The organism is Arthrobacter pascens (genome assembly GCF_030815585.1).
Classification (GTDB): domain Bacteria; phylum Actinomycetota; class Actinomycetes; order Actinomycetales; family Micrococcaceae; genus Arthrobacter; species Arthrobacter pascens_A.
In genome coordinates this window covers 2,121,141-2,142,978 of the sequence record NZ_JAUSWY010000001.1, presented here as the reverse complement: position 1 = coordinate 2,142,978, position 21,838 = coordinate 2,121,141, and the positions used below count along the sequence as shown (strand labels likewise).

General features: G+C 64.3%; 20 protein-coding genes and 1 pseudogene. 8 read left to right on the top strand and 13 right to left on the bottom strand.

The genetic code is table 11. From position 1 onward, the window contains the following. The first annotated feature begins 28 nt into the window (after window positions 1–28). From QFZ30_RS09990 to QFZ30_RS09975, 4 genes are all read left to right on the top strand, one after another. A complete protein-coding gene (locus tag QFZ30_RS09990; RefSeq protein ID WP_307075769.1) occupies window positions 29–1,165 on the top strand; it encodes a phosphotransferase in 1,137 nt (378 codons plus the stop codon). Between the two features lie 31 nt (window positions 1,166–1,196). Continuing rightward, complete coding sequence (locus tag QFZ30_RS09985) at window positions 1,197–2,558, top strand: aspartate aminotransferase family protein (protein ID WP_307075767.1); 1,362 nt, start codon at window positions 1,197–1,199, stop codon at window positions 2,556–2,558. Window positions 2,559–2,675: 117 nt separating this feature from the next. Next, window positions 2,676–3,602 (top strand): ABC transporter substrate-binding protein, encoded by a 927-nt coding sequence (locus tag QFZ30_RS09980; RefSeq protein ID WP_307075766.1) that lies wholly within the window; start codon window positions 2,676–2,678, stop codon window positions 3,600–3,602. A gap of 201 nt (window positions 3,603–3,803) precedes the next feature. Then, window positions 3,804–4,955, top strand: coding sequence for an ROK family transcriptional regulator (locus QFZ30_RS09975; protein WP_307075764.1), 1,152 nt, complete (start codon window positions 3,804–3,806; stop codon window positions 4,953–4,955). Between the two features lie 160 nt (window positions 4,956–5,115). On the opposite strand, the pseudogene QFZ30_RS09970 reads toward QFZ30_RS09975, so the two are convergent. Beyond that, window positions 5,116–5,286 (bottom strand): annotated as a pseudogene (locus QFZ30_RS09970) (NAD(P)-binding domain-containing protein); the annotation flags it as partial. A gap of 116 nt (window positions 5,287–5,402) precedes the next feature. Further along, window positions 5,403–6,245 carry an SDR family oxidoreductase gene (locus QFZ30_RS09965; protein ID WP_307075762.1) on the bottom strand — a complete coding sequence of 281 codons (843 nt, stop codon included), beginning with the start codon at window positions 6,243–6,245 and terminating at the stop codon, window positions 5,403–5,405. 155 nt (window positions 6,246–6,400) lie between these two features. Between QFZ30_RS09965 and QFZ30_RS09960 the strand changes: the two genes are divergently transcribed. Continuing rightward, a complete protein-coding gene (locus QFZ30_RS09960) occupies window positions 6,401–7,276 on the top strand; it encodes a helix-turn-helix domain-containing protein (protein WP_307075761.1) in 876 nt (291 codons plus the stop codon). A 46-nt stretch (window positions 7,277–7,322) separates the two neighbouring features. On the opposite strand, the gene QFZ30_RS09955 is transcribed toward QFZ30_RS09960, so the two are convergent. Then, a complete protein-coding gene (locus tag QFZ30_RS09955; protein WP_307075759.1) occupies window positions 7,323–8,357 on the bottom strand; it encodes an AAA family ATPase in 1,035 nt (344 codons plus the stop codon). Between the two features lie 131 nt (window positions 8,358–8,488). On the opposite strand from QFZ30_RS09955, the gene QFZ30_RS09950 reads away from it, so the two are divergent. Next, window positions 8,489–8,776 carry a hypothetical protein gene (locus QFZ30_RS09950; RefSeq protein WP_307075757.1) on the top strand — a complete coding sequence of 96 codons (288 nt, stop codon included), beginning with the start codon at window positions 8,489–8,491 and terminating at the stop codon, window positions 8,774–8,776. A 182-nt stretch (window positions 8,777–8,958) separates the two neighbouring features. On the opposite strand, the gene QFZ30_RS09945 is transcribed toward QFZ30_RS09950, so the two are convergent. From QFZ30_RS09945 to QFZ30_RS09920, 6 genes are all read right to left on the bottom strand, one after another. Further along, window positions 8,959–9,897, bottom strand: coding sequence for a quinone oxidoreductase family protein (locus tag QFZ30_RS09945; RefSeq protein ID WP_307075755.1), 939 nt, complete (start codon window positions 9,895–9,897; stop codon window positions 8,959–8,961). A gap of 69 nt (window positions 9,898–9,966) precedes the next feature. Further along, entirely contained in the window at window positions 9,967–10,905 is a 939-nt protein-coding gene (locus QFZ30_RS09940; RefSeq protein ID WP_307075754.1) for a fumarylacetoacetate hydrolase family protein, read from the bottom strand. Next, window positions 10,902–11,948 (bottom strand): phosphotransferase family protein, encoded by a 1,047-nt coding sequence (locus QFZ30_RS09935; RefSeq protein WP_307075752.1) that lies wholly within the window; start codon window positions 11,946–11,948, stop codon window positions 10,902–10,904. Before QFZ30_RS09935 ends, QFZ30_RS09940 begins: the two co-directional genes overlap by 4 nt. After that, entirely contained in the window at window positions 11,945–13,249 is a 1,305-nt protein-coding gene (gene eno, locus QFZ30_RS09930) for a phosphopyruvate hydratase (protein WP_307075750.1), read from the bottom strand. Before eno ends, QFZ30_RS09935 begins: the two co-directional genes overlap by 4 nt. Beyond that, window positions 13,246–14,235, bottom strand: coding sequence for a C-terminal binding protein (locus QFZ30_RS09925; protein ID WP_307075748.1), 990 nt, complete (start codon window positions 14,233–14,235; stop codon window positions 13,246–13,248). The genes eno and QFZ30_RS09925 overlap by 4 nt, the downstream gene beginning before the upstream one ends. A gap of 11 nt (window positions 14,236–14,246) precedes the next feature. Continuing rightward, the gene (locus tag QFZ30_RS09920; RefSeq protein ID WP_307075746.1) at window positions 14,247–15,314 is read right to left on the bottom strand and encodes a fumarylacetoacetate hydrolase family protein; all 1,068 of its coding nucleotides are present in this window, start codon (window positions 15,312–15,314) and stop codon (window positions 14,247–14,249) included. Window positions 15,315–15,472: 158 nt separating this feature from the next. On the opposite strand from QFZ30_RS09920, the gene QFZ30_RS09915 reads away from it, so the two are divergent. Continuing rightward, window positions 15,473–16,003 (top strand): cupin domain-containing protein, encoded by a 531-nt coding sequence (locus tag QFZ30_RS09915; RefSeq protein ID WP_307075744.1) that lies wholly within the window; start codon window positions 15,473–15,475, stop codon window positions 16,001–16,003. Between the two features lie 69 nt (window positions 16,004–16,072). Here QFZ30_RS09915 and QFZ30_RS09910 read toward each other — a convergent pair whose 3' ends face one another. From QFZ30_RS09910 to QFZ30_RS09895, 4 genes are all read right to left on the bottom strand, one after another. Continuing rightward, a complete protein-coding gene (locus QFZ30_RS09910; RefSeq protein ID WP_307075742.1) occupies window positions 16,073–17,182 on the bottom strand; it encodes an alcohol dehydrogenase catalytic domain-containing protein in 1,110 nt (369 codons plus the stop codon). 56 nt (window positions 17,183–17,238) lie between these two features. Continuing rightward, complete coding sequence (locus tag QFZ30_RS09905) at window positions 17,239–17,781, bottom strand: carboxymuconolactone decarboxylase family protein (RefSeq protein ID WP_307075740.1); 543 nt, start codon at window positions 17,779–17,781, stop codon at window positions 17,239–17,241. Window positions 17,782–17,840: 59 nt separating this feature from the next. Further along, window positions 17,841–18,842: a VOC family protein gene (locus tag QFZ30_RS09900; protein WP_307075738.1), complete on the bottom strand. Its 1,002-nt coding sequence runs from the start codon at window positions 18,840–18,842 to the stop codon at window positions 17,841–17,843. Window positions 18,843–18,937: 95 nt separating this feature from the next. Continuing rightward, a complete protein-coding gene (locus tag QFZ30_RS09895) occupies window positions 18,938–19,969 on the bottom strand; it encodes a LacI family DNA-binding transcriptional regulator (protein ID WP_307075736.1) in 1,032 nt (343 codons plus the stop codon). 487 nt (window positions 19,970–20,456) lie between these two features. Here QFZ30_RS09895 and QFZ30_RS09890 point away from each other — a divergent pair, with 487 nt between their 5' ends. Beyond that, on the top strand, window positions 20,457–21,830 hold the full coding sequence (locus QFZ30_RS09890) for an MFS transporter (RefSeq protein ID WP_307075734.1): 1,374 nt from the start codon (window positions 20,457–20,459) through the stop codon (window positions 21,828–21,830). Window positions 21,831–21,838 lie beyond the last annotated feature (8 nt).

Sequence of the window (21,838 nt, the reverse complement as noted above, 5' to 3'; positions counted from 1 at the left end):
TTTTCTCCTTCGACTTTGAAAGGGTGAGATGAGCCCCTCTTTTGATCCCACCGCACTTGGTACCGGCCCGGCCCCGGCCATCGGGGCCGCCGACAGCGCCGAGGCCACCCGGGGCAATAGCGACTTTGCTTTTATCGACGCCGTCGCATCGGAGAGTGGACTGCTGGCAGAGCAGTCCCGGCTCGCTGACCCGGCTGTCTTGGAGCTCCTGGAACAGTCCTACGGCCTGAAGGGGACGCTTGTCCGGATTCCCACCGAGAAGGACGAGACTTTCCGCCTCCAAGACGGAGAAGAAGCCTATCTGGTGAAGGTGTCGCCACCGGATGAGGATCCGGTGATCGTGCACCTTCAGACGGCATGCATGGAGCACTTGGAACGGACTGCCCCTGAACTTCCGGTCCAGCGTGTTCTCAGGAGCCTTGCCGGAGACCCGCAAGTCCTCATCCCGGCCCCTGGTGGACCCTTTGACCGGGTACTTCGGGTGATGCGCTTCATGCCTGGAGATCTGCTAGCCACCCACGAGGCGTCCGCCGGTCAGCTTCAGCTGGTCGGTTCAAGCCTTGCCCGTCTGGGCCTTGCTTTGCAGGACTTCGATCATCCCCGTGCCGACCGGCTGCTCCTGTGGGACCTCAAGCACTTCCACCGGATGCGGCCGCTTCTTGACTATGTCGACGATGAGCAGAAACGATCCCTGGCCGAGAACATTTTCGACCGGTTCGACGAGAAAGTGGTTCCGCTTCTGGACACCCTGACCTCCCAGGTTGTCCACGGGGATTTCAGTCCGTTCAACGTCATTGTCAACCCGGACAGGCCGGACTACGTGACCGGGATCATCGACTTCGGCGACGTCGTGCGAACCCCCGTGATCTTCGACATCAGCGTCACCATGGCCAACCTTCTCGGAACAGACCAGGCCAACCCCTGGGAACACGCACTGCAGGTCATGGACGGCTATCGGAGCATCCGCCCGCTGCCGGTTGAGGAGCTGGAGGCCTTGATCGTCTCAGCCCAGGCCCGGCTCCTCCTGCGGGCCCTGATCACACAGTGGCGGGCAAGCCAATTGCCGCAACGGCGCGATTACCTCCTCTCCCACTCAAAACCGGACTGGGACCGGCTCGCCGCTACAGCCGCAGCCCCCGCACCAAAACTGCCTCTCACACCCTGAACCAGACTCACTAGCCATCAAGGAAAAAACCATGAGCACCACTCCCCAAACCATCCGCAAGCCGTCCAGAGCCATGATCAATGGCTTTGATCCCAACCGCCTCGGTGAGCTCCCGGATCAGATGCAGAAGAACATCCGGCGCCGGGACCAGAGTCTCGGGCCCGGATACCGGCTCTTCTACGACACACCCCTTGAAATCGTCCGCGGCAAGGGCGTGACCTTGTTCGACCGCGACGGAAATGACTATCTCGACGTTTACAACAACGTTCCCTCTGTCGGTCACGCCCACCCGCGTGTCATCGCCGCTGTCCACGAACAGATGCAGACGCTGAATACCAATACCCGCTACGTCCAGGAATCCATCCTCGATTACTCCGAGCAGCTCCTTTCCACGTTCCCGGCCGAGCTGGGCCATGTCATGTTCACCTGCACCGGGTCCGAAGCCAACGATCTCGCCATGCGCGTGGCAAAGTACGCCACCGGAAACCAAGGCGTCATCGTCACCTCCGGCGCGTACCACGGCCTGACAACCGAAGTAGCGTCCTTCTCCCCATCCCTGGGCGCCGGCGTGCCCCTGGGCGCCAACGTGCGGGTCATTGACGCACCCGACGCCCTCCGCTACTCATCAGACCAGGGATCCCTGGAGGATCACCTGCGGAACCAGGTGCGTGCCGCCATCGCCGACCTGCACCGGCACGGCATTGGAGTGGCGGCCTTCATCGCCGACAGCATCTTCTCCTCCGACGGTGTGTTCGCCGGCCCGGCAGGCTTCCTCCGCCCCATCATCGAAGAAATCCACGCCGTTGGCGGCCTCTACATCGCCGATGAAGTCCAGCCCGGCTTTGGCCGTACCGGTGAGGAATGGTGGGGCTTCCAACGGCACGGAATCGTCCCGGACATCGTGACCATCGGCAAACCCATGGGTAACGGAATTCCCGTCGCGGCAGCAATCTTCAAACCCGAACTGCTCGTGGAGTTCGGGAAGAACATCCGCTACTTCAACACCTTCGGCGGAAACTCAGTAGCCATCGCCGCAGCCCAGGCCGTCCTGGACGTGATCCGCGAGGAATCACTCATAGAAAACGCCCACAAGGTCGGCGAAAAGATCATCACAGGACTCAAAGACCTCACCCAGGGCCTGGACGAGGTCGCAGAAGTCCGCGGAAGCGGCTTCTTCATCGGCGTCGACCTCGTCACCGACCGAGCCACACTCACACCCAACGGGGAAGCCGCCGCCGGCATCGTGAACGCCCTCCGACAGGACCGGATCCTCATCTCCGCCTGCGGCGCCCAAGGCAACGTCCTGAAACTCCGCCCCCCAATGCCCTTCTCCAGCAACGACGCCGATCGCCTGCTCGAAGGAATGGGCCGCGCCTTCAAAACACTGCGCTAGAACCCAAATCAAACACGTCGGCGGCGTAAATGTCGACACCAACAGCCTTGGGGAGCGCCTTCCAGTGTGAAAGCACACTGGAACTTCACCACCTGAACCCCTTCGAAGGGAAGCACCATGAAGACCATCAATAAGATCCAGACTGCCGCTGCGGGGCTTGCTGTCCTGCTGGCCCTCACCGCCTGTGGCGGCACTGCAGCGGGCACTCAGGCCACGGAACTCCGGAAGACGCAGAACACCCGTGACGTCTCAGAAGGTGTCCAGCCGGACGCGGCAGCCGTTGCGCTGCTGCCCGAGACCTTCAAGGCCAAAGGCGAAATCACGGTGGCGATGGATCTGAGCTCCCCGCCGATGACGTTCCTCGCTGAGGACAACACCACCCCCATTGGCGTGAACCCGGACCTCGCCCGCCTGGTGGCCAAAAAGCTGGGGCTGAAGCTGAAGTTCGAAAATACTGCGTTCGACACGATCATTCCCGGCATTGACGGCGGCCGCTACGACTTCACTGCCACCACGATGTCCGCCACGGAAGAGCGGCTGAAGGTCCTGGACATGATCAACTACCTTAAGGGCGGCTCGGCCGTGGCGGTCGCCAAGGGCAACCCGCTCAAGCTGACCAACGAGACCCTGTGCGGGAAGAACATTGGCGTGACCAAGGGCTCCACACAGCAACTGAAGCACCTGCCGAACGTCTCGAAGTGGACCTGTGAGGAAAAGGGCCAGCCGGCCATCAACGCCATCACGCTGCCCAACGTCCAGGAGGCCCTGACGCAGCTGGACTCCAAGCGGATCGACGGCGTCTTCTACGACGCCAGCGCCCTGGCCTGGGCCAACGAACAGCAGCCGGACCACTTCAACATCCTGGAGCCCAGGATGGATACCCGGACGAACACCAGCGTCGCCATGGGTCTGAAGAAGGGATCACCTTTGACACCGGCCCTGCAAAAAGCCATCCAATCCGTCCTGGAAACCCCGGAATACAAGGAGTCCCTGGAGTACTGGGGCCTGGGCGAATCAGCCATCACCGAAGCCACGATCCGCTAGTACCAGGGGTGCGCCAATGCCCCAACTGACCAGTACGCCCCGGCAGTTTGTTGCCCTGCCGGGGCGTACTGTCCGTTGGCCGGAACCAGGGATCGCCGTCGAACGCGCAACGGAAGAAAACCATCAACCCCTAAATCAACGAAAACCGGGCAGCCCCATCACGTCCCGGTTTTGGTCTGATATCTCATTAAGGTTGTTGCTATGAGTAGCTATCCCACAGCACGTGACCACACTAAGGCTTCTGTCCTTGATGCGGTCCTTGCAGAGGCGCCTTTGACGCGTAACAGGCTGATCGAATTGACGCGTTTGAGCCAGCCGACGGTGTCTCGGAAGGTGGATGAGCTTCTTGTTGACGGTTTCGTTGTCGAGCAGGGGGTCAATGCGGTTCCCGGACGCGGTCGACGCTCCACGTATCTGGATGTCCCCGGCACGGCGGGGCACATTGTCGGTATCTCTTTCGGGGCGCAAACCACGTGCGTTCTGGTAACGGACCTGAGAGGTCGCGAGGTCAGGCACGTCATTGTTCCCAGCCTCGACGAGGGCGACGTCGGAACCACTGCCGAGTGGCTGGTGGACTTGATCGTGGAGACCAGTGACTCCGCAGAGGGGCCATTGCGCCAAATCGTCACCGCGGTGCCCGGCCGTGTCCGGTACGGCACTGAGTGGTCCGGGATACCAGAATCAAGGAAGATTTTCAGGGGTTCTCTTCTCCAGAATGCTATTGAAGATCGAGTGCAGGCTCCCATGATCCTTGAGAGCGACGCCAGTGCGTCCCTACGGGGGATCCTGAAGGATGATGCGAGCATAGGGCACGCTGCTTTGTTCATGCTCAGTACGGTGCTGACCTTTGCTAGCTGTACTGATCATGAGATCGCCCAGGGGCGGACCCCTGCTTTCGGTGATCTGGGTGGTGTTCTCTTCTCCGGCGTCGGCAACGAGACCCTCGACGGGCTGATGAGCGCAAAGGGTCTCCTCCAATTCGCCAGAGGGCGCGGACTGCACCTGGAGGGCATCGAAGCGCTCTGGTCCCAGCCGCAGGAAATGGCGTCCCGCGCTGAAGTCGTGGAGGCGTTCACGACGGCGATCGTAACCGCTGTCGGTGCCGTTGCCGTAACGCTGGACCCCGAGTCCGTGTATTTTGTGGGTCGCTTGAGTCCGCTCGTGGACGAAGTCCTCCCCGAGGCGGGCAGGCGACTGGCGCAAAGCCTTCCCGTCCTTCCGGAGCTCAGGGTCGTGCCGCAAGTGATCGGACTATCAGTGGCCCGGGGAGCGGCGCATGCCGGACTGGCCCTGGCCCAGTCCCGGCTCCGGGAATCCATGCTCGAGGCCCGCAGCGAGGGCCAAAGCCCGTAGCAGGCAACACCTGGCCTTCAGAGCGTGGAGCTGGACGCCTTCCTACGAGCTGGAAGTGCCGCGGATGCCTAGTCTCCGACCGCTCGACGCCGACCAGGCGAAGGGCGGCCGGAGACGTGCAGGACAGTTGATGTGTTGTTACTGCACTTCGGGGAAGTACCTCGGCGACCGTTGCTGCTCGGGCGCGAGGTCCGAGTTCCTGGACCAGGTCGGTCAGAGCCTCAGGGCCACGGGAGTTGCTGAGGATGACGTCGAGGCCGGCTGCGACGGCAAGGCGGGCAAGCGTGCCACCGATCGCGCCGGAGCCGATAATGCCGAGGGGAGCTGCCATGATGAGTGTCCTTTTCTAGTGGTGGAGATGGAAGCTGAGGTGCCGAATGGTCAGCCTGAGCGTGGGGTTCTGGTGAGGTGACTGGACTCGGAGCAATGTGCCGGGCTGACGCCGTCTTAGGCGTCGAAGGCCAACGATGCGGACAGGGTCCGGTTGGTCTCGATCTGGTCTTGGACGGTGGTGAGCTTCTGCTCGATAGCTGCCATAGCGTCGGCGCCGGCGACGAACCGGAGCGGGAGAGTTCCCGAGTCGGACAAAGAGACAAGCGCGTTGGCGAGCTTCTTCGGGTCGCCCCCCTGCTGCCCGTTCATTGCCTTGAAACCGGCGATCGTCTGCGCGGTGCCCTCGGCGTAGTCTTCGATCTGCAGCTCCGGCCAGATCGTCGACGAACCTTCCACGAGGAGTTCGGTGCGGAAGAACCCGGGCACGACAGTTGTTGTGGTGATCCCAAACGGCTCGACTTCGGCCTGCAGTGACTCCATCCAGCCTTCAAGAGCGAACTTCGACGCCGCATATGCGGACGTGAACCCGCCGCCGACGAAGGCGGCAGTCGAGGTGATGGTGACGATCGAGCCCGAGCGCTGCTGGCGCAGGATCGGCAGAATCGCGCGGGTCACATTCAGCTGGCCGAAGAAATTCGTGTCCAACTGTGCTCGGACCTGCGTGTCGCTGAGGGTTTCGAAAAACCCGGCGTAGAAATTGCCGGCATTGTTGACCAGCACGTCGATACGGCCGAAACGAGCGACGGCGGCCTCCGCTGCGGCAGCCGCGGCGGCTTCGTCAGTGACGTCGAGAGCTAGGGCGAGGAGGTTCTCGTGCTCCCCGATCGCGTCCTGTACCCGGGAGGCGTTGCGGCCCGTGGCTACGACCGAATGTCCGGCGGCGAGGGCGGACTGGGCGATATCGGTGCCCATACCGCGGCCCGCTCCGGTGATGAACCAAACGTTCTTTTCTGCCATGACTACGTGTCCTCCTGTTATGCAGATCGGCACTTTGCCTATCCATTGACCTGACAGATCCAGTAAAGGAGAACCCGCCCGCCGGAGGCAGACCCGCTCTATAGGGTTAATAGGAGGACCCCCCTCGGAGCCAGCCCCCGGCGTAGATTTGAAGCATGACCACCGCCGCCAACATCCGCGAGTTTCTTATTACGCGCCGGTCGCGGCTGAGCCCTGCCGATGCCGGGCTGCCCGACTTTGGAGGCCGCCGTCGGGTCCCTGGGCTCCGCCGCGAAGAAGTCGCGCTGCTCGCCGGGATGAGTGTTGAGTACTACGTGCGCCTTGAGCGGGGCAACGCATCAGGGATCTCGGATGCCATCCTCGACGGCATCAGCCGCGCGCTCAAGCTCAACGACGCTGAGCACGCCCACTTGTACGACCTGGTCCGCGCAGCAAACCAGGGAGCGAGGACACCGCGTCGAAAGCCGGCCTCCCGCACCCAGCAGATCCGGCCCGGCACCCAGCGGCTCCTCGACGCGATGACTTTCCCGGCGCTCATCCAGAACGGTCGGATGGACGTCATTGCCACCAACACCCTCGGGCGTGCGCTCTTCTCCGAGATGTATGTGCACCCTCAAGAGCCGGTGAACTTCGCCCGTTTCCTTTTCCTCGATCCCCGGGCCAGGGCCACCTACCGCGACTGGAACGACTCCGCCGAACAAATCGTTGCCCTGCTCCGCGCGGAATCAGGGCGCCTGCCCTCCGATCATGCCCTCCGCAGCCTCATCAGCGAGCTCTCCAACGGCAGCAGCGAGTTCGCAGCGCTCTGGGAAGCCCACGACGTGCGGATACACCTTGCCGGCAGCAAGCTCATCCATCACCCCGACGTGGGCGACCTCGATCTCAGCTACGAGGCCATGCAGCTCACGACCGACCCAGGGCTCCAATTCATTGGTTTCACAGCCGAACCAGGATCCGCCTCGGACCACGCCCTCCGCCTCCTCGGAAGCCTGGCAGCGCGCGCCCCGGAGGAGATCAGGCTCGAAAGATAGGGTGGTGCTCAACCATCCAAGTTCGCACCGCGAACGAAAGCTGTACTCAGACCAGCCAGCGCCACCAACGTGACTGGACCGGTTCCGGCGTCGGTTCCGGCTCTGGCTCCTCGCCCAAGGCCAGCGCGGCCTCCACGATGTCGTCCGCGGTGAGCGTCATGACGGCCTCACGATCGAGGGCGTCGAGACTTTGTTCCTCGTCGAGCGACAGCCGCAGCGCCTGGCGGTTGAGCGCCTGCTCGAACAGCGTGCGGGCGAACCGTGCATTGCCGGAGTCCTCGCCCGCGTGGAGCCCGGTGAGGATGCGGCGCAGCATCTGGTCCGCACCCGGCTCCAGCGTGTACTCGTGCTGGGCCAGCATCTGGTGGAAGATCGTCTGGAGTGCGTCGACGGAGTAGTCGGGGAACGTGATCTCGCGGGCGAACCGGGAGCGCAGTCCGGGGTTCGAGAGCAAGAAGGACTCCATCAGCCGCGGGTACCCGGCCACGATCACGACCAGGCGGTGGCGGTGGTCCTCCATCCGCTTGAGCAGGATCTCGATCGCCTCGGGGCCGAAGTCCATCCGGCCGTCCTCCGGGGCCAGCGCGTAGGCCTCGTCGATGAACAGGACGCCGTCCAGCGCACGCCGGATCACCCGGTCCGTCTTGATGGCGGTCGCGCCGACGTACTGCCCCACCAGGCCCGAACGGTCGACCTCGACCAGGTGGCCTTTCTGCAGCAGACCGACCGCGCGGTACATCTCGGCCAGGAGCCGCGCCACGGTGGTCTTGCCCGTACCCGGGTTTCCCAGGAACACCAGATGCTGTGATGTGGCCACCTCCGGCAGGCCGTGCGCCTTACGGCGGGCCTGGACCTGGAGCAGTGCGACGAGGGCCCGCACCTGTTCCTTCACGGTCTCCAGTCCGACCAGCGCGTCGAGCTCGGCCTGCACCTCGGACAGCGGCCGGGCCGGCCCGGGCCTCGCACCGATGAGATCGCCGACCAGGTCGTCGACGCGCTCTGCACCGGGCAGCTTGAGCTGATCGGCCAGATGGCCGATGGTTTCGCGCAGGTCGTCGAGCGGATGGCGGTTGGGAGCCATGCATCCACTGTAGTACTCGATTCCCGATCGGGGTGGGGTTGGCTCACCAGTATCAACTCCTTTTGGTCGTAGTCCAGGACACGCCCGCCCTCGTCCGCGATCCTGTCAGCGCCGGGGAGCACCATGGAAGTATGACGGCTCCAACGGTCGAGGCAGCGATCCATGAACTGATGGATCTGGCCTGGAATCTTGTCTACGACCTGCTCGAGGAGCGGGGCCTGCTCGGGGACGGGTTGTTCGTCGAGGAGTACACCGGGATCCATTCCTGGGTGGAAGACCTCACCCGCTACACGGTGGTCCACTCCCGGGAGGTCGCCGTCCTGTTCGTTGACACCCGGCCAGTGGACGCCATCGTCTTCCACCACGACCTGCTGGGCGCTGACGACCCGAAGGCCTTCTTCAGGGTCCCTGGGATGTAAGGAATCAGGCTTCATGAGCCAGCCGATAATAGTCCCGTGTGGAACCTCGTGGGAAAGTTCAACGGTGAATGTTTTGTAGTCATGCCGCGTCACCAGCACGCCGCTTGGTTAATCATGGCGCTCCTTCCGTAGCCTTGATGTGGCTCAGGGCGCGGTCCGGTGGACGTTGCTGCTGACTTGCACTAGGGCGTTAGGACGAGCTTGCGGGGGGCGCCCTGCTGCTGCAGGTCCCAAGCCCGCCGGCAGTCGGCGAGCGGGAGTGCCATCGTATCGACGGCCAACGCTCCGGTCGCTGCGAGCCCCGTCAGCTGCAGGTAGGCGTCGCGGCGGACCTGTGCCGGCGGGTCCATATGGGCGAACCCGAGGAGCTCCAGGCGGGCTGCGCGGACGAGGCCGGCAGGCAGTTCGATGGTTGACCCGGCGGTCTGGCCGATCTGGATATGACGGGCGCCTCGGGCAGCTACGTGCATGGCGGCAAGGGCGGGTTCTCCCCAAACCGGGTCAATAATGACGTCGAAGCCGCGCTCACCGACCGTGTTGCGGAAGGCGGCTACAAGGTCGGTGTCGGGGCTGATCCTCACGGTGGCATCGGCGCCGCGCTCCCTGGAGAGGGCCAGGCGGCCGGGGTCCCGGTCGGCAGCGACCACCGTTGCCGCTCCGAGGGACTTGGCGAGTTGGACGGCGATCGATCCGAGTGCACCGGTCGCGCCCAGCACCAGCACGTTCTGGCCGGGCTGCAGCTTGGCCCGCCACGTGAGGGCGAGCCAGGCGGCAAGTCCAGTGTTGCCGAGCGCGGCCGCGGTAACGTCGTCGACCTCGTCTGCGAGGTCCAGCAGGTCCTCCTCGGCGACGAGTGTACGCTCGGCCCAGGAACCGTGAGGCGAAACCGGTGACGTGAAAAAGACGCGACGTCCAGTGGCGGTCTTGCCCACACCGTCGGCCCCAATCACGTACGGCATGGTGCCGGGCTCCCCGAACGCCCCCGATGCCTTGGCCAGGTCGAGGTGATGGACCCCGGCCGCTGCGACGTCGACGACGACGTGGCCGCTGCGGGGCTGGGGGTCAGGGAAATCTGCGTAGGTGGGTATGGTTCCGGTCTGGGCCAGAATGGCTACTTTCATGGTTTTCTCCTAGGTCTCTTTGCGGGGCCTGAACTGGCTGCCATCGGGGATGTGTGCCGGCGGGAGTGGTCAGGTCAGTTGGTCGGTGTCGGCGGGAATGATCTGCACGCTGATGGATCCAAGGCCGGTGATCTGCCCCGCGAGCTGGTCACCAGAGTGCATCCAGGTTCCGGTGCTGAGGCCCACACCGGCGGGAGTTCCCGTGAGCACAACGTCGCCCGGTTCGAGGGTCACGTGCTCACTGATCAGGGAGACCAGCTCGGGCACAGACCAGATCAGGTCGGATGTGTTGGCATTCTGCCGCAGCTCGCCGTTGAGCCAGAACTGCAGCTGCAGGTTCGTGTCGTCGACGAAGCGGGCCGGAACGATGCCCGGACCGAGGGGACAGCTGTCGTCGAAAACCTTGCCGCCGAAGAGATCGAACTTAACGAGGTGCTTGGGATGGCGCTGCCAGTCACGGGCCGACAGGTCCAAGGCGATGGTGTAGCCCGCGATGTGCTCACGGGCCCGGTCCACAGGGATGTGCCGGCCGCGCCGGCCGATGACAAACGCCAGTTCGAGTTCGTAGTCGAACTTCTCGGTCTGGCTGGGGTACCGGACGGCCCTGCCCTGGCCGACCAGCGTGGTGGTGGGCGGTTTAAGGAAGAAGACCGGAATGTTGTCTTCCTTCGAAAAGCCGGTATGACCGCCATCGTTGACCACGTGGTCGTAATAGTTGGCGCCGGCGCAGATGACCTTGTTCGGATACTGCAGCGGCGTCAGCCAGTCCTCAGGCTCGGCCGGCTCAGGGATCGGACCTGCCGCACTGCCCGGGAGGGTCTCGACGGCGGCGAGCAGCCGAGGCTCGGAGGTCTCCCAGTTGGCGAAGACGGTCATTAGCCCGCCCGCCGGATGGGCGTCAAGAACCTCGGGTGCTACGTCGGCGAGTCTGTACAGGGGGCCGTCCGGGAGCCGGAGTACCGGGGTGGGCACTCCGTCGATCCGAACGGTGGACAGGGAAAATGTCACCTGGTCTGCTCTTTCATGTGAGTGGTGCCGGCCGCTGGAGTGCCCGCCATCAGCATCCATTCCTTAAGGACCGTGTCGAGGGTCAGTGCCGGCCGAGCCAGCAGATCCCTCGCGGCGTTGCGGACCTGGCCGCGTTGCTCAGGTGTCAGATACTCCACCGGGGAGGCTCCGTCGACCCGGGCCAGGGCGAGCAGCGGCAGCAGGGCCGCGGTGCGCGCCATCAGGTCCGGGCCCGGTTCCCAGTCAATATGGCGGGCATAGCCGTCCAGTAGCATTCGTGCGGAGCTGTGCAGCTGCGCGGTGTAGTCGGGCAGGATGATCGCCTTGAGCAGCAGGTGATTCAGACAAAACGCGACGTCGAACGCAGGGTCACCGAACCAAGCGCACTCGGCGTCGAGCAGCACGGGCCCGTGCGGACCGAGAAGGATGTTTTTGGGACTGACGTCGCCGTGCACCACCGCCAGATGAGTGCCGGTGGTCCTCGCGGCCAGGCCCTCGATCCGGTCGGCCAGGTCCGGGTTAGCACGGGCTGTGACCCGGAAGTACGGCTCGATGCGCAGGGCGTCGAAGTTGCTGTCGGTGGCAAACGTGCTTGCGGCCGAGGTGTCGTTGGCGCTTGCTGAATGCAGCCTGCCGACCAGGTCGCCCACTGCGTGAGCGGCAGCCGGGTCGACCTGCCCGGTGAGGAGCTGGTCCTTCCAGACTGGGTAGTCCTCGGGCGGGAGGAATTGCATAGCGAACAGACCGGCCTGCCCGTCGTAGGCGAGCACCTGCGGGACATGAGTGGGAGCGACGGTTCCGGCAAACTGCAGCCAGTCGTATTCAACGCGGTTGCGGGAGAGGGGAGCGAGCCACTCGTGAGCCACCTTCAGCCGGGCCAATGCTCCCTTGACGCATAGCATCCGGCCGGGCAGCGACACTTGCCAGAGGTCCGAGCTCACGCCGCCGGTCAAGGGACTCGGTATCGCCTCTTCCCCAGGCTGCATCAGCCCGTGGCGGAGCAGGAACTCCTGCACGCGCTCCTGGGGTCCGGCGACTTTCACCGGCCACCGTCCGCGGTCAAGGCCAGCGCTGGCAGGTTCCTGAAGCCCAGGGTGGGGTCCTCGGCGATGCGCACCAGCTGGTTGTACTTGGCGAGCCGCTCGGAATTCCGGACGGACCCGATCTTGATCTGCCCGGCTGCGGTGCCCACAGCCAGATCGGCCAGGAAGTCATCCTCGGTCTCCCCGGAGCGGGCTGATACCACCGGGGCGTAACCCGCGGCGCGCGCCTCGGCCACCACGTCAAGGGTGCCGGTCAGCGTGCCGTTCTGGTTCACCTTGACCAGGACGCCGTTGGCAACTCCCTGGGAGATGCCCCGGGCGAGCCGTTCGCTGTTGGTGGTGAACAGGTCGTCGCCGATCAGCCTGATCCGGTGACCGAGGCGCTTGGTCAAGGTCTGCCAGCCGGCCCAGTCGTCCTCGTCGAGCGGATCTTCGATCGAGACGATAGCGAAGCGGTCCACCCATGAGGACACCATGTCAATCATTTCGGCGGTGCTGAGGTGCCGTTCCTGCCGGCGCAGGTGGTAGTCACCTGCCTCACTGTCGTACAGGGATGCCGCGGCGACGTCGATGGCAATGGCTATATCTGTGCCGGGCTGCAGGCCGGCCGCCAGAATGGACTCGGTGATGAGTTCGAGGGCTTCCTCGCCCGTGCGGCAGCCCGGGCTCAGCCCGCCCTCGTCGGCCAACAGCGTCGGCAGCCCCCGTTCGGCACAGAGGCCAGCGGCAGCTGCACGGACACGGGAAGTGAGCTGGATGGCCTCGAGCGCGGACGTTGCCGCAACCGGTACTGCGAGGAAATCCTGGACGTCCATGCCGCGGCCCGCGTGGAGGCCGCCGGAAAGGATGTTGACCATCGGCATCGGCAGCACGGGCTCATCGACGCCGGCGAGCTGGGCGATCCTGCGATACAGCGGCAGTCCGCTGGCCACGGCGGAGGCGCGGCAGACTGCCAGCGAGGTTCCCAGCACTGCGTTGGCGCCGAGCCGCGACAGTGTGGAGGTTCCGTCCAGGTTCCGCAGCCTTTCGTCGATGGCCCGCTGGTCGTCAACATCGTGGCCGTGGAGCGCCGCAGCGATCTCGCCGTTCACATGCTCGACGGCGGAGGTGACGCCGAGGCCGTCGAAAACCGATGCGTCTCCATCGCGCAGTTCGTGGGCCTCGTGGGTACCGGTGGAGGCGCCGGAGGGAACCGACGCCCGGGCGCTGGCACCGTTTTCGAGGATGATGTCCACCTCGACGGTGGGGCGGCCGCGGGAATCGAAGATCTGGCGGCCGTGGACGGTGCGGATGATGCTCACGATGACACTCCTGTGGCGAGGGCGGACGGGGTGTTACAGGGATAGTTTGCCGGTTCTCCGCGCAGGACGCGGACCACTTCTTCGGCGGCGCTGCGCCGCAGGTCGATCACCGAAGCGTCGGAGGCGAAAGCGATGTGCGGTGTGACAATCACGCCAGGGTGGGCCAGTAGCCCGGCAGGAACCGTGGGCTCTTCCTCCAGTACATCCAGTCCTGCTCCGCCGAGCTTGCCTGATTGCAGGGCGGCCATTAGGGCTGCGGTATCGACCAGCCCGCCGCGGCTGACATTGACCAGGAAGGCATCCTGCGGAAGCAGGGCCAGTTCCCGGGCCCCGATCAGGTGATGTGTCTGCGGGACCAGGGGAGCGTGGAGGACCACGATGTCGCTGGCTGCCAGGAGGCCGTCCAGTGTCATCGCCTCAATGCCGCCGGTGTCGGCCGGTGGGTGCGGATCGCTGATCACCACGCGGGCTCCGAGCGCCTTGAGCTTGGCTGCAGTAGCTCTGCCGATGCGGCCGTAGCCGATAACGCCGCAGGTCAGGTTGGACAGGCGGCGAAGCCGGGCCCCGGCGGGGTTCCATCGTCCGGCGCGGACCTCGCGGTCGGTGGCGACCAGGCCGCGCGTCCAGGCCAGGGCCAGGCCGACGGCGTGGTCGGAGACCTCCTCGACGCAGTAGTCCGGAACGTTGGTCACCTGCACGCCGTGATCCGTGGCCGCGGGCACGGCGATGTTGTCCAGGCCAACGCCCATCCGGGCAACAACCCGCAACGGGGCTGAGGAATCGATCGCTGCGGCGGATACTGTTGCCCAGCAGGTGAGGATGGCGGCAGGCTGGTGCTCTGCGACCAGTGCGTTAATAGCCTCGACTGGTGCGGGGTCGGCCGGGCCGGCGACAAAACGGAAGCCGGCGTCTTCGATGATGCCGCGTTCGATGCTGTCGTCGGGCCAGGCCCGGTCTGTCAGCAGGACTGTTTGCTGCAGCGTCATGAGTCTGCTCCTTAGGTAGTGGTCAGGCCTGGAACGGCCAGGTTTGAGTGGGATTGGCTGGGAAAAAATCTCGGACCAACGAAGCGGGTGTTCTGCTCGCCGAGCCCGGTTATCGAAGCCCTCACGGTGTCTCCGGGACGCAGAAACCGGCCGTGGTGGATACCGAACCCGGCGGGGGAGCCGGTGCAGAGCAGGTCTCCGGGGCGAAGCCGGGTGTGTTGGGACAGGTAGGACAGCTGTTCGGGAATGGTGAACACCATGTCGTCGGCCGTGTCGTCCTGCATCGGCAAGCCGTTGAGCGAAAGCTGAAGCCGCAAGGCGGAAGGGTCGGGGACCTGCCAGGCGGGCACGAACCATGGTCCGAGCGGCAGCGATCCCCGCATGCCCTTGCACTGCAGCCAGTCCGAGCCCAGCGCAGGCAGGTCGGGCCGGACGATGCGGGAGCGGATGGTCAGGTCGTTGACCACGCAGTAGCCGGCGATCACCGCCTCAGCCTCCGGCAGCGTCAAGCGGGAGCCGGAACCTCCGATGACGGCACCGATCTCCACCTCCCAGTCCAAGGTGTCCACGTCCGCCTCCAGGGCCAGCTCGCCGACGGCGGGGGCGACCCTGTCGTTGCTGGTCAGGCAGACGTAGGGGCTGCCGTTCCGGCGTCGATGGTTGAGCGCCTGGGTGGTGGCGGCCGCCAACCGACCGGCCTCAGCGGGGTCGCCGGCATCCACTGCGGCCTCGATGACCTGCCGGCGGTAGTTGCCGATGGTGCAGAACACCTGCGTGGGCTGGAAGGGAGCCTCCAGCCGCAGCGAAGCCACCGGAACGCCCTCTTCGCTAATCGTCGCCGACGTCTGCGGGAGCTCGACGAGCCGTCGAAGCTCCGCGCGAATGCTGCCCCATTGAGCGATCAGCTCAGTGACTGAGGCGAACCTGGCGCAGGGCCAGCGCCCGGCCCACGCTTGCAGGGGAAGCGCCCGGCCGCTATGGACCAGCCAGATGGCCGCCGTTTCGTCCCAGAGGCCTGCCTGGGCTAAAACGATTCCCGCGGGAGCAACGGCGTCGTCGATGGTGTCTTCTTCAAGCATAATGCTAACGATAGCACAGATGCATCGAAATGCCAGACGCTTTGTATAAAAGCATGAGGTTTGGAGGGAAGCGTTAGCCGCGGCTTTCATGCTCTTGACACCTCACCCCAACCAAGAGATAGTGCTAACGATTGCACAAAGAGGAAGAGGATTTTTTTGTGACTGTACGCAGAGTAGTGACCGGCATGGACGGATCTGGGAAGTCGGTTTTCGTCTCCGACGGACCGGTGCCCAACAGCCATGCCTTTGAAAGTATGCCGGGACAGGCTCAGGTCCGGGTCTGGTTTACGCCGGGGGTGCCGTCCGGCTCGCCGCCCGAGGCGGAGCCCACCGACAACCATGGACCGGTGGTGCCGGGGCCCGGCGGGGCAAGCTTTGTGATCGTGAGTTACGCACCGGAATCCGTGGTGATGAGCCCGGGATTCGATCCGGGCGCCGCAGGGCAGGAGATGGCAGTCTACGCACCCGATCTCGCCGAGGTGTTCGAGCCGGACGGCATGCACCGCACGCGCAGCGTCGACTACGGAGTGGTGCTGGAAGGGGAGCTGTGGCTGGAGCTCGACGACGGCGCGCAGGTGCTCCTGACGCAGGGTGACACCATTGTGCAGCTCGCCGCCCGCCATGCCTGGCGGAATAAAACGCAGGCGCCGGCGACGGTGGCGTTTGTGCTCACCGGCGCCGGCGCCTGAGTACTGTCCGGGCGTTTCCTGGACACCGCAGCTGGCCGTCCGGGGAGGGACGGCCAGCCGGAACTTTCACTAGGGAATGACTACATAGTTGCTGAAGCCACCACGCGGGTCCTTCAGCCGCCCTGAGATCGCAGTGTTGACGTCCGACAGCGGGAACGCTTCGGTCTCAAGGTAGGTGAGGTCCAAGGTGCCAGTCTCGATCATGTCTGCCATCTCTTGGCCCTGGGCCGCTGTGAACCAGTTCGAGCCGATAATCTGTACCTGCTCGTCCATCAGCCACTTCATGTCCACCGGGACCTCATCCGCAACTCCGCCGACGTTCACCACGCGACCGCCGCGCCGGACCCCCCGCATGGAATCCACCATGGTGGCGGCGTCCGCCCGGGCCCCGAGCGCACTGATCACGAAGTGGGCGCCGTCGCCGCGTGTCTGCTCCTTGGCCCACTCTCCGGAGGACTGCTCGCCGAGGTTCATGACCTCTATCCTGTTCGGCGCCAATGCCTTCACGCGCTGGAGCAGTTCCTCGTTGCGCCCCGTGCCCAGGATCTTCGCAACGCCCATGCTCAAACAAAGCACAGTCGCAGCCACGCCCAGGGTGCCGGTAATGCCGTCAATGAGGCCAACAGTGCCCGGTCCGGCATCTGCCAGGCGGAGCGCACCGTAAGCGGTGCCAATGTAGCCAAAACGGGCTGCCAGCTCAAACGGAAGGTTGTCGGGGATCTTGACCAGGGCCTGCTGTGGCGCTGTCATGAACTCACTGAACCCGCCGTAAGGGTAGAGATCAAAGATCCGCTGGCCATCGCGGGACGTGCTGAAATAGCCGTTGAGGGTGTAGTAGCGGCAGCGGCTGGGGGTTCCCCCCGAACAGGCGTAGCAGCTGCCGCAGGAGCGGAGTGGGCTGACGTATACCCGGTCTCCGGGTTTGACGTTGATGACGGACTCTCCGACCTCTTCCACCACTCCGGTGGGATCAAGCCCGAAGATCGCCGGAAAATTGGGGATGGGCTGGTGCGGAAACCAGGTGGGCCAGTTGTTGATCACGTTGGCCATGTTCGGCACAATGCCGACGGCCTTGACCCTGACCAGTACGTCGGTGGGTCGGGGCTTGGGTACTTCGATGATGTCGATCGACATCGGATCGCCGATCTTGTGCAGTCTGGCTGCGCGCATCGTCGCCATTGACGGCTCCTTCTGGGAAAAGGGTGGTGATTCTGGGGGAGTGGGTTGGCGGGCAGCTACTTGCGGTAGCTGTCCTCGAGTTCGATGCCGAGCAGGCCCATCACCCGTACGCCTGAGTTGTACCAGGCGATGGTCAGCGTGAGCTCCACCATCTGCTGGTCATCGAGGTGCTTGGCTGCGGCCGCCCAGCTTTCATCGGACACATTCACGTTGACGGTGGATTCGCGTGCCAGCGCTATCACGGCGCGTTCGGCGTCATTGAACAGCTCAGTGCTGGTGCCGTCGGCCACTGCAGCAAGCTGCTCATCCGTGAGTCCGGCTTTGCGGCCATGTGACTGGTGGTGCGCGATCTCATATTCAGAGTCGGTGGCATGGCCCACGGACAGGATGGCCAGCTCCCGCAGCTTGGGGCTCAGCAGGGAGCTGTCACGCATGGCGTTGGCATAGGAGAGGAACGCGTCGAGCAGGACCGGGGCGTTCGCCAGAGAGCGGAAGATATTCGCGGTGGGCATTTTGCGCTCCGCCTCGATGCGGTCCCACAGCGGCTGCTGGTGGACCGAGACGGCGTCATCGCGGGACAGGGAGGGAACTCGGGACATGATGTGATGCTCCAGTCGGGTTGGGGGTCAGCGGGGCTGGTGATTAGCAGGGCTGGCAATTAGGGGAGTTGGGGGCTGGCCAGGAACTTCTCCAGTGTCATGGGGGCAGGACGGACAGCCGGGGACTTCAGCGGTGCGCCAACGAAGGGCGAGGCCTCGAAGTACCACTGCTCCAGGGCGGGCAGTCCCCAGCGCGCGTTGGTGCTCACCGATGCGGCGTCCCAGCGCACCGGCTCGGTCTCAAGATCGATTGTCTGGTAGTGGCTGTTGAAGACCTCAACCCGGTGACCGTCCGGATCACGGAGGTAAGCGAAGAGCATGCCGCCGGGGCCATGCCGGCCTGGACCACGTTCCACCTGGTCGCCGTAGCCCAGGATGCCGGCGAAATCGCAGGCGGTGAAGATGTCATGGCTCTCGGAGACGGTGTAAGCGAAGTGATGGAGGCTTGGACCGTCGCCGGGCACCATTGCCAAGTCAAGGCAAGTGCCCTTGCGGTACATGAAGGCGCCCACAAGTTCGTCGCCGTACTCAAGGTACTCGGAGTTGCGGAAGCCCAGTTCGCTGTAGAAAGCGCACAACTCGTAGACGTCGGGCGTGAGCAACTGGAAGTGGTCCAGCCGCTGGGCGTGGGCGCCTTTGTACTGCTCAAAGTTGATGTGCAGCCGGGGCCGGGTCTCCATGGTTGCGCACAGCTCCAGCGGCGTCCCGACAGGGTCTGCGACATGCAGGGTGCGGCCCTGATGTGGCATGTCCACCCACTCGGCCGGGAGCCCCCGGTCACGAAAGTAGCGGTAGGCCTCGTCCAGGTCCTCTTCGAAGAAGACGCGGAATCCTATCCGGCGGGCGGTGCCGCCGTCGGTGCTCTTCTCCAACACAAGGCTGTGGTGACAGGCCTCCGCGAGGCCACGCAGGTAGACCGTGGAGTGGTCCTCCTCGGTCACCACCAGGCCGAGGACCGTGGTGTAGAAATCACGGCTCGCGGCAAGGTCAGCCACATTCAGGCGCAGGTGGCTGGTTCGGGTGATGTTGAACGGCGGACGTAGATCGACCGGTGGCAGCATATTTGTCCATCTCCTGGGATCATCACGGTGCTATCGTTAGCACCGTATTTTGAGTGCGCGCAGGGGGCGCGGCTTTTTTGGTTGTTAGTGCGGTTTCAGGCGGAGCGCTCGCGCGATGCCGCGGGAGGTGCAGCAGTGCTGCCCCGTGGCACCAGCCAGCCCACCGACGCGGACTCGTAGGGGTCATTCCCGGCGGGCGGATTGTTGAGCCGGCGAATGAACCAAAGGCCGCAGGAGGTGGCCACATCGCCGATGGGCAGGCTGACGGTAGTCAGGCCAGGCCCCCACCAGGAGAAACCGCTTTGATCACCGAAGCCCACCACGGACAGTTCCGTAGGAACGTCGACGTCCATCTCCAGTAATCCATCCAGCACGCCCACAGTGTGAAGGACGGAGCCAAGGACGACGGCGGTTGGCGGGCTGGATCGGTTCAGTAACCGGCGCATGGCCTCCCGGGCGTGCTCGGGAGACGCCGGCGGGCCGAGTTCGATCAGATGGGCGCGTAGCGGGACGTTGTTTTCGCGCAAGGCCTGGCTGTAGCCTTCGAGCCGCTCCCGGCCAGTGGGCAGGTCGGCAGGCGCTCCGATATAGGCGATCCGGGAGTGGCCGAGATCCAGCAGGTGCGTGGTGGCATCCTTGAGCGCCCGGCGGTCGTCCAGGCCGAACCACTGGGCACCCAGTGATGAATGCTTGCGCAGCAGCTGGACGTGCGGCATTCCGCTCAGCATATTGATCGAATCGCTGTGTGGATTGGGGGTGGGGGCAATAACAACACCTGCCGCGTGGCTCGCCGACAGCTCGCGAAGGTGGCGCCTCTCAATGAGGCGGTCATCGAATGTCTCGGCCAGCATCAACTGATAGTCCTCACCGGCCATGATCGCGGACAGCTCATGGGCAATGGTGAAGTAGAAACTGTTCCGAATGTCAGGGATGACCAGCCCTACGACGTTGCTGGGAGCCCCGCGCATCATTCGGGCAGCGTGATTGCCTACGTATCCCAGCTCGGAAGCTGCCTGGCGGACCCGTGCCTTGGTCTGGTCACTGATACGCGCGTCATCGGCCAGCGCCCGGCCCACTGTGGAGACCGACAGCTGCAGATGTACAGCGATATCCTTGGTCGTGACCATCGTTCCTCCTGTGCAAGCCGGTAAGCGGATACTACCGGGAACCGGGCTGGGATCAGTGTACTGATGTGGCCTGGCCTGCATGCCATCCCTATCGCGCCAGTCCATATGAGTTCCTGGTACAGGGGCTCAAAACAAGCCGGCGTCGCCTAGTACTGGTGCTAACGATAGCACTCCTCTGCTGGCAGTCAAGGCAGAAGGGTTTTCTGGGTCGGAGGCGAATCCACCCTTGACTCGCGGACCGTGCGTGCTATCGTTAGCACCAGTTCCATATCTCGTCGCATGTAATCTGCACAGACTGCGTCAGGAGGAATGCCAGCTTCTTACACTGCGGCGCGCCAGGTGGGTCTACCTGAGCAAGGGAGGAGACTTCCGGGTGTGATCCGGATCCGCCACCTGCCGTACTTCATGTAATTCCGCTGATCTTCGGTCAATTCCACAGCCGATCAAATCCACATGAGAACGAAACCCTCTCGACTAGGAGACAAAGATGTCCCACTCGACCCCTTCCAGCGCAGGCCAAGCCCCGGCTACAGCTGGATCTGCCGCCGGGCCTGCCGTGCCCACCTACCCTGAGCCCATGGACGCCATTTCCATGGATGCGATTCCGTCCAGCCCGGCACCATCACGGGTGAAGGACAACCCCGAGGGCATGCCCACCAAGGTCGTTGCTGCCGTGTCGCTCGGGGTATTGGCCATCACGTTTATGCTCAATGCGATGGACAGGCAGGTCTTCTTTCCCCTGCTGGGCACTATCAGCACTGAGTATGGGTTCAGCCTGCAGGCCGGCGGGCTGCTGGCCACAATCTTCACCCTGGGGATGGCCATAGCAGGCATCCCTGCAGGGTTCCTGGTGGAGCGCTTCTCGCGCAAAGCCGTCCTGATAGTCAGCATTGTGATCTACTCCCTGGGCACACTGGCCACGCCACTTGCCTCCTCGTGGGCCGACATGGCCGTGTATCGAATCATCTCGGGCCTGGGTGAGGGGATGCAGGCCGCAGCGCTGTTCGCCGCGGTCGGTGCCTTCTTCCACCTCCGCCGGGGCCTCGCCCTGGGCATATTAGGCTTCGCATTTGGCCTGGGTGCAACCTTCGGGCCGGCCCTTGGCATCATGTTCGCCGGCCAGTTCGGAACCTGGAGGGCCCCCTTTATGATTTTCGGAGTACTCGGGCTGCTGCTCGCAGTGGTGGTCGCGTTCGCTGTCAGCCGCAAATTCACCGAGCGGGCGATTAGCCTGACCGGCGTCGAAGGATCCTACGACTACATGCCGGAAAAGGCCTACAACCGTAACTCCTTGGCGATTGCCGCGGCCGCCGGCTGCGGCTCCATCGCCCTGTACGGATTCCTGGGCCTGTACCCCACCTTCCTGACTACTCAACTGGGCATTTCCACCGGAGAGTCCGCAGTGGCGCTGAGCTTCGTGGGTCTGGGAGGCCTGGCCGGCCTGCTCGGCGGCTGGATCGGGGACCGGATCAACCAGAGGACCCTGCTGATCGTTTCCCTGGTGGTGATGGCGGTCCTCGGTGTGCTGATCTACCAGGTCCAGGCGTCGTTCGCCTGGCAGTGCGTCTTCGCCGGCCTCATGGGTGTGTTCGGTACCGGCGTCTTCTTCCCCAACATGAACAGTGCCATCCAGCGGGCAGTCCGTCCGCACCAGGTGGGGCGGGCCGCCGGTCTTTTCGTCACGTGCTACTACGGATCGGCCGCCTTTTCCGGCCTGCTGTTCGCGGCGCTGGTGCCAAGCGTCGGCTGGCAGGGAGCCGGCCTGCTGCAGGTAACCGTGTTGCCGCTGGCAGCCGCCGCCATCATGCTGATCGTCCGGACGCCACTCTTCAACAACGCGGTCCGCGCATCCAGTCACTGATCACCCCT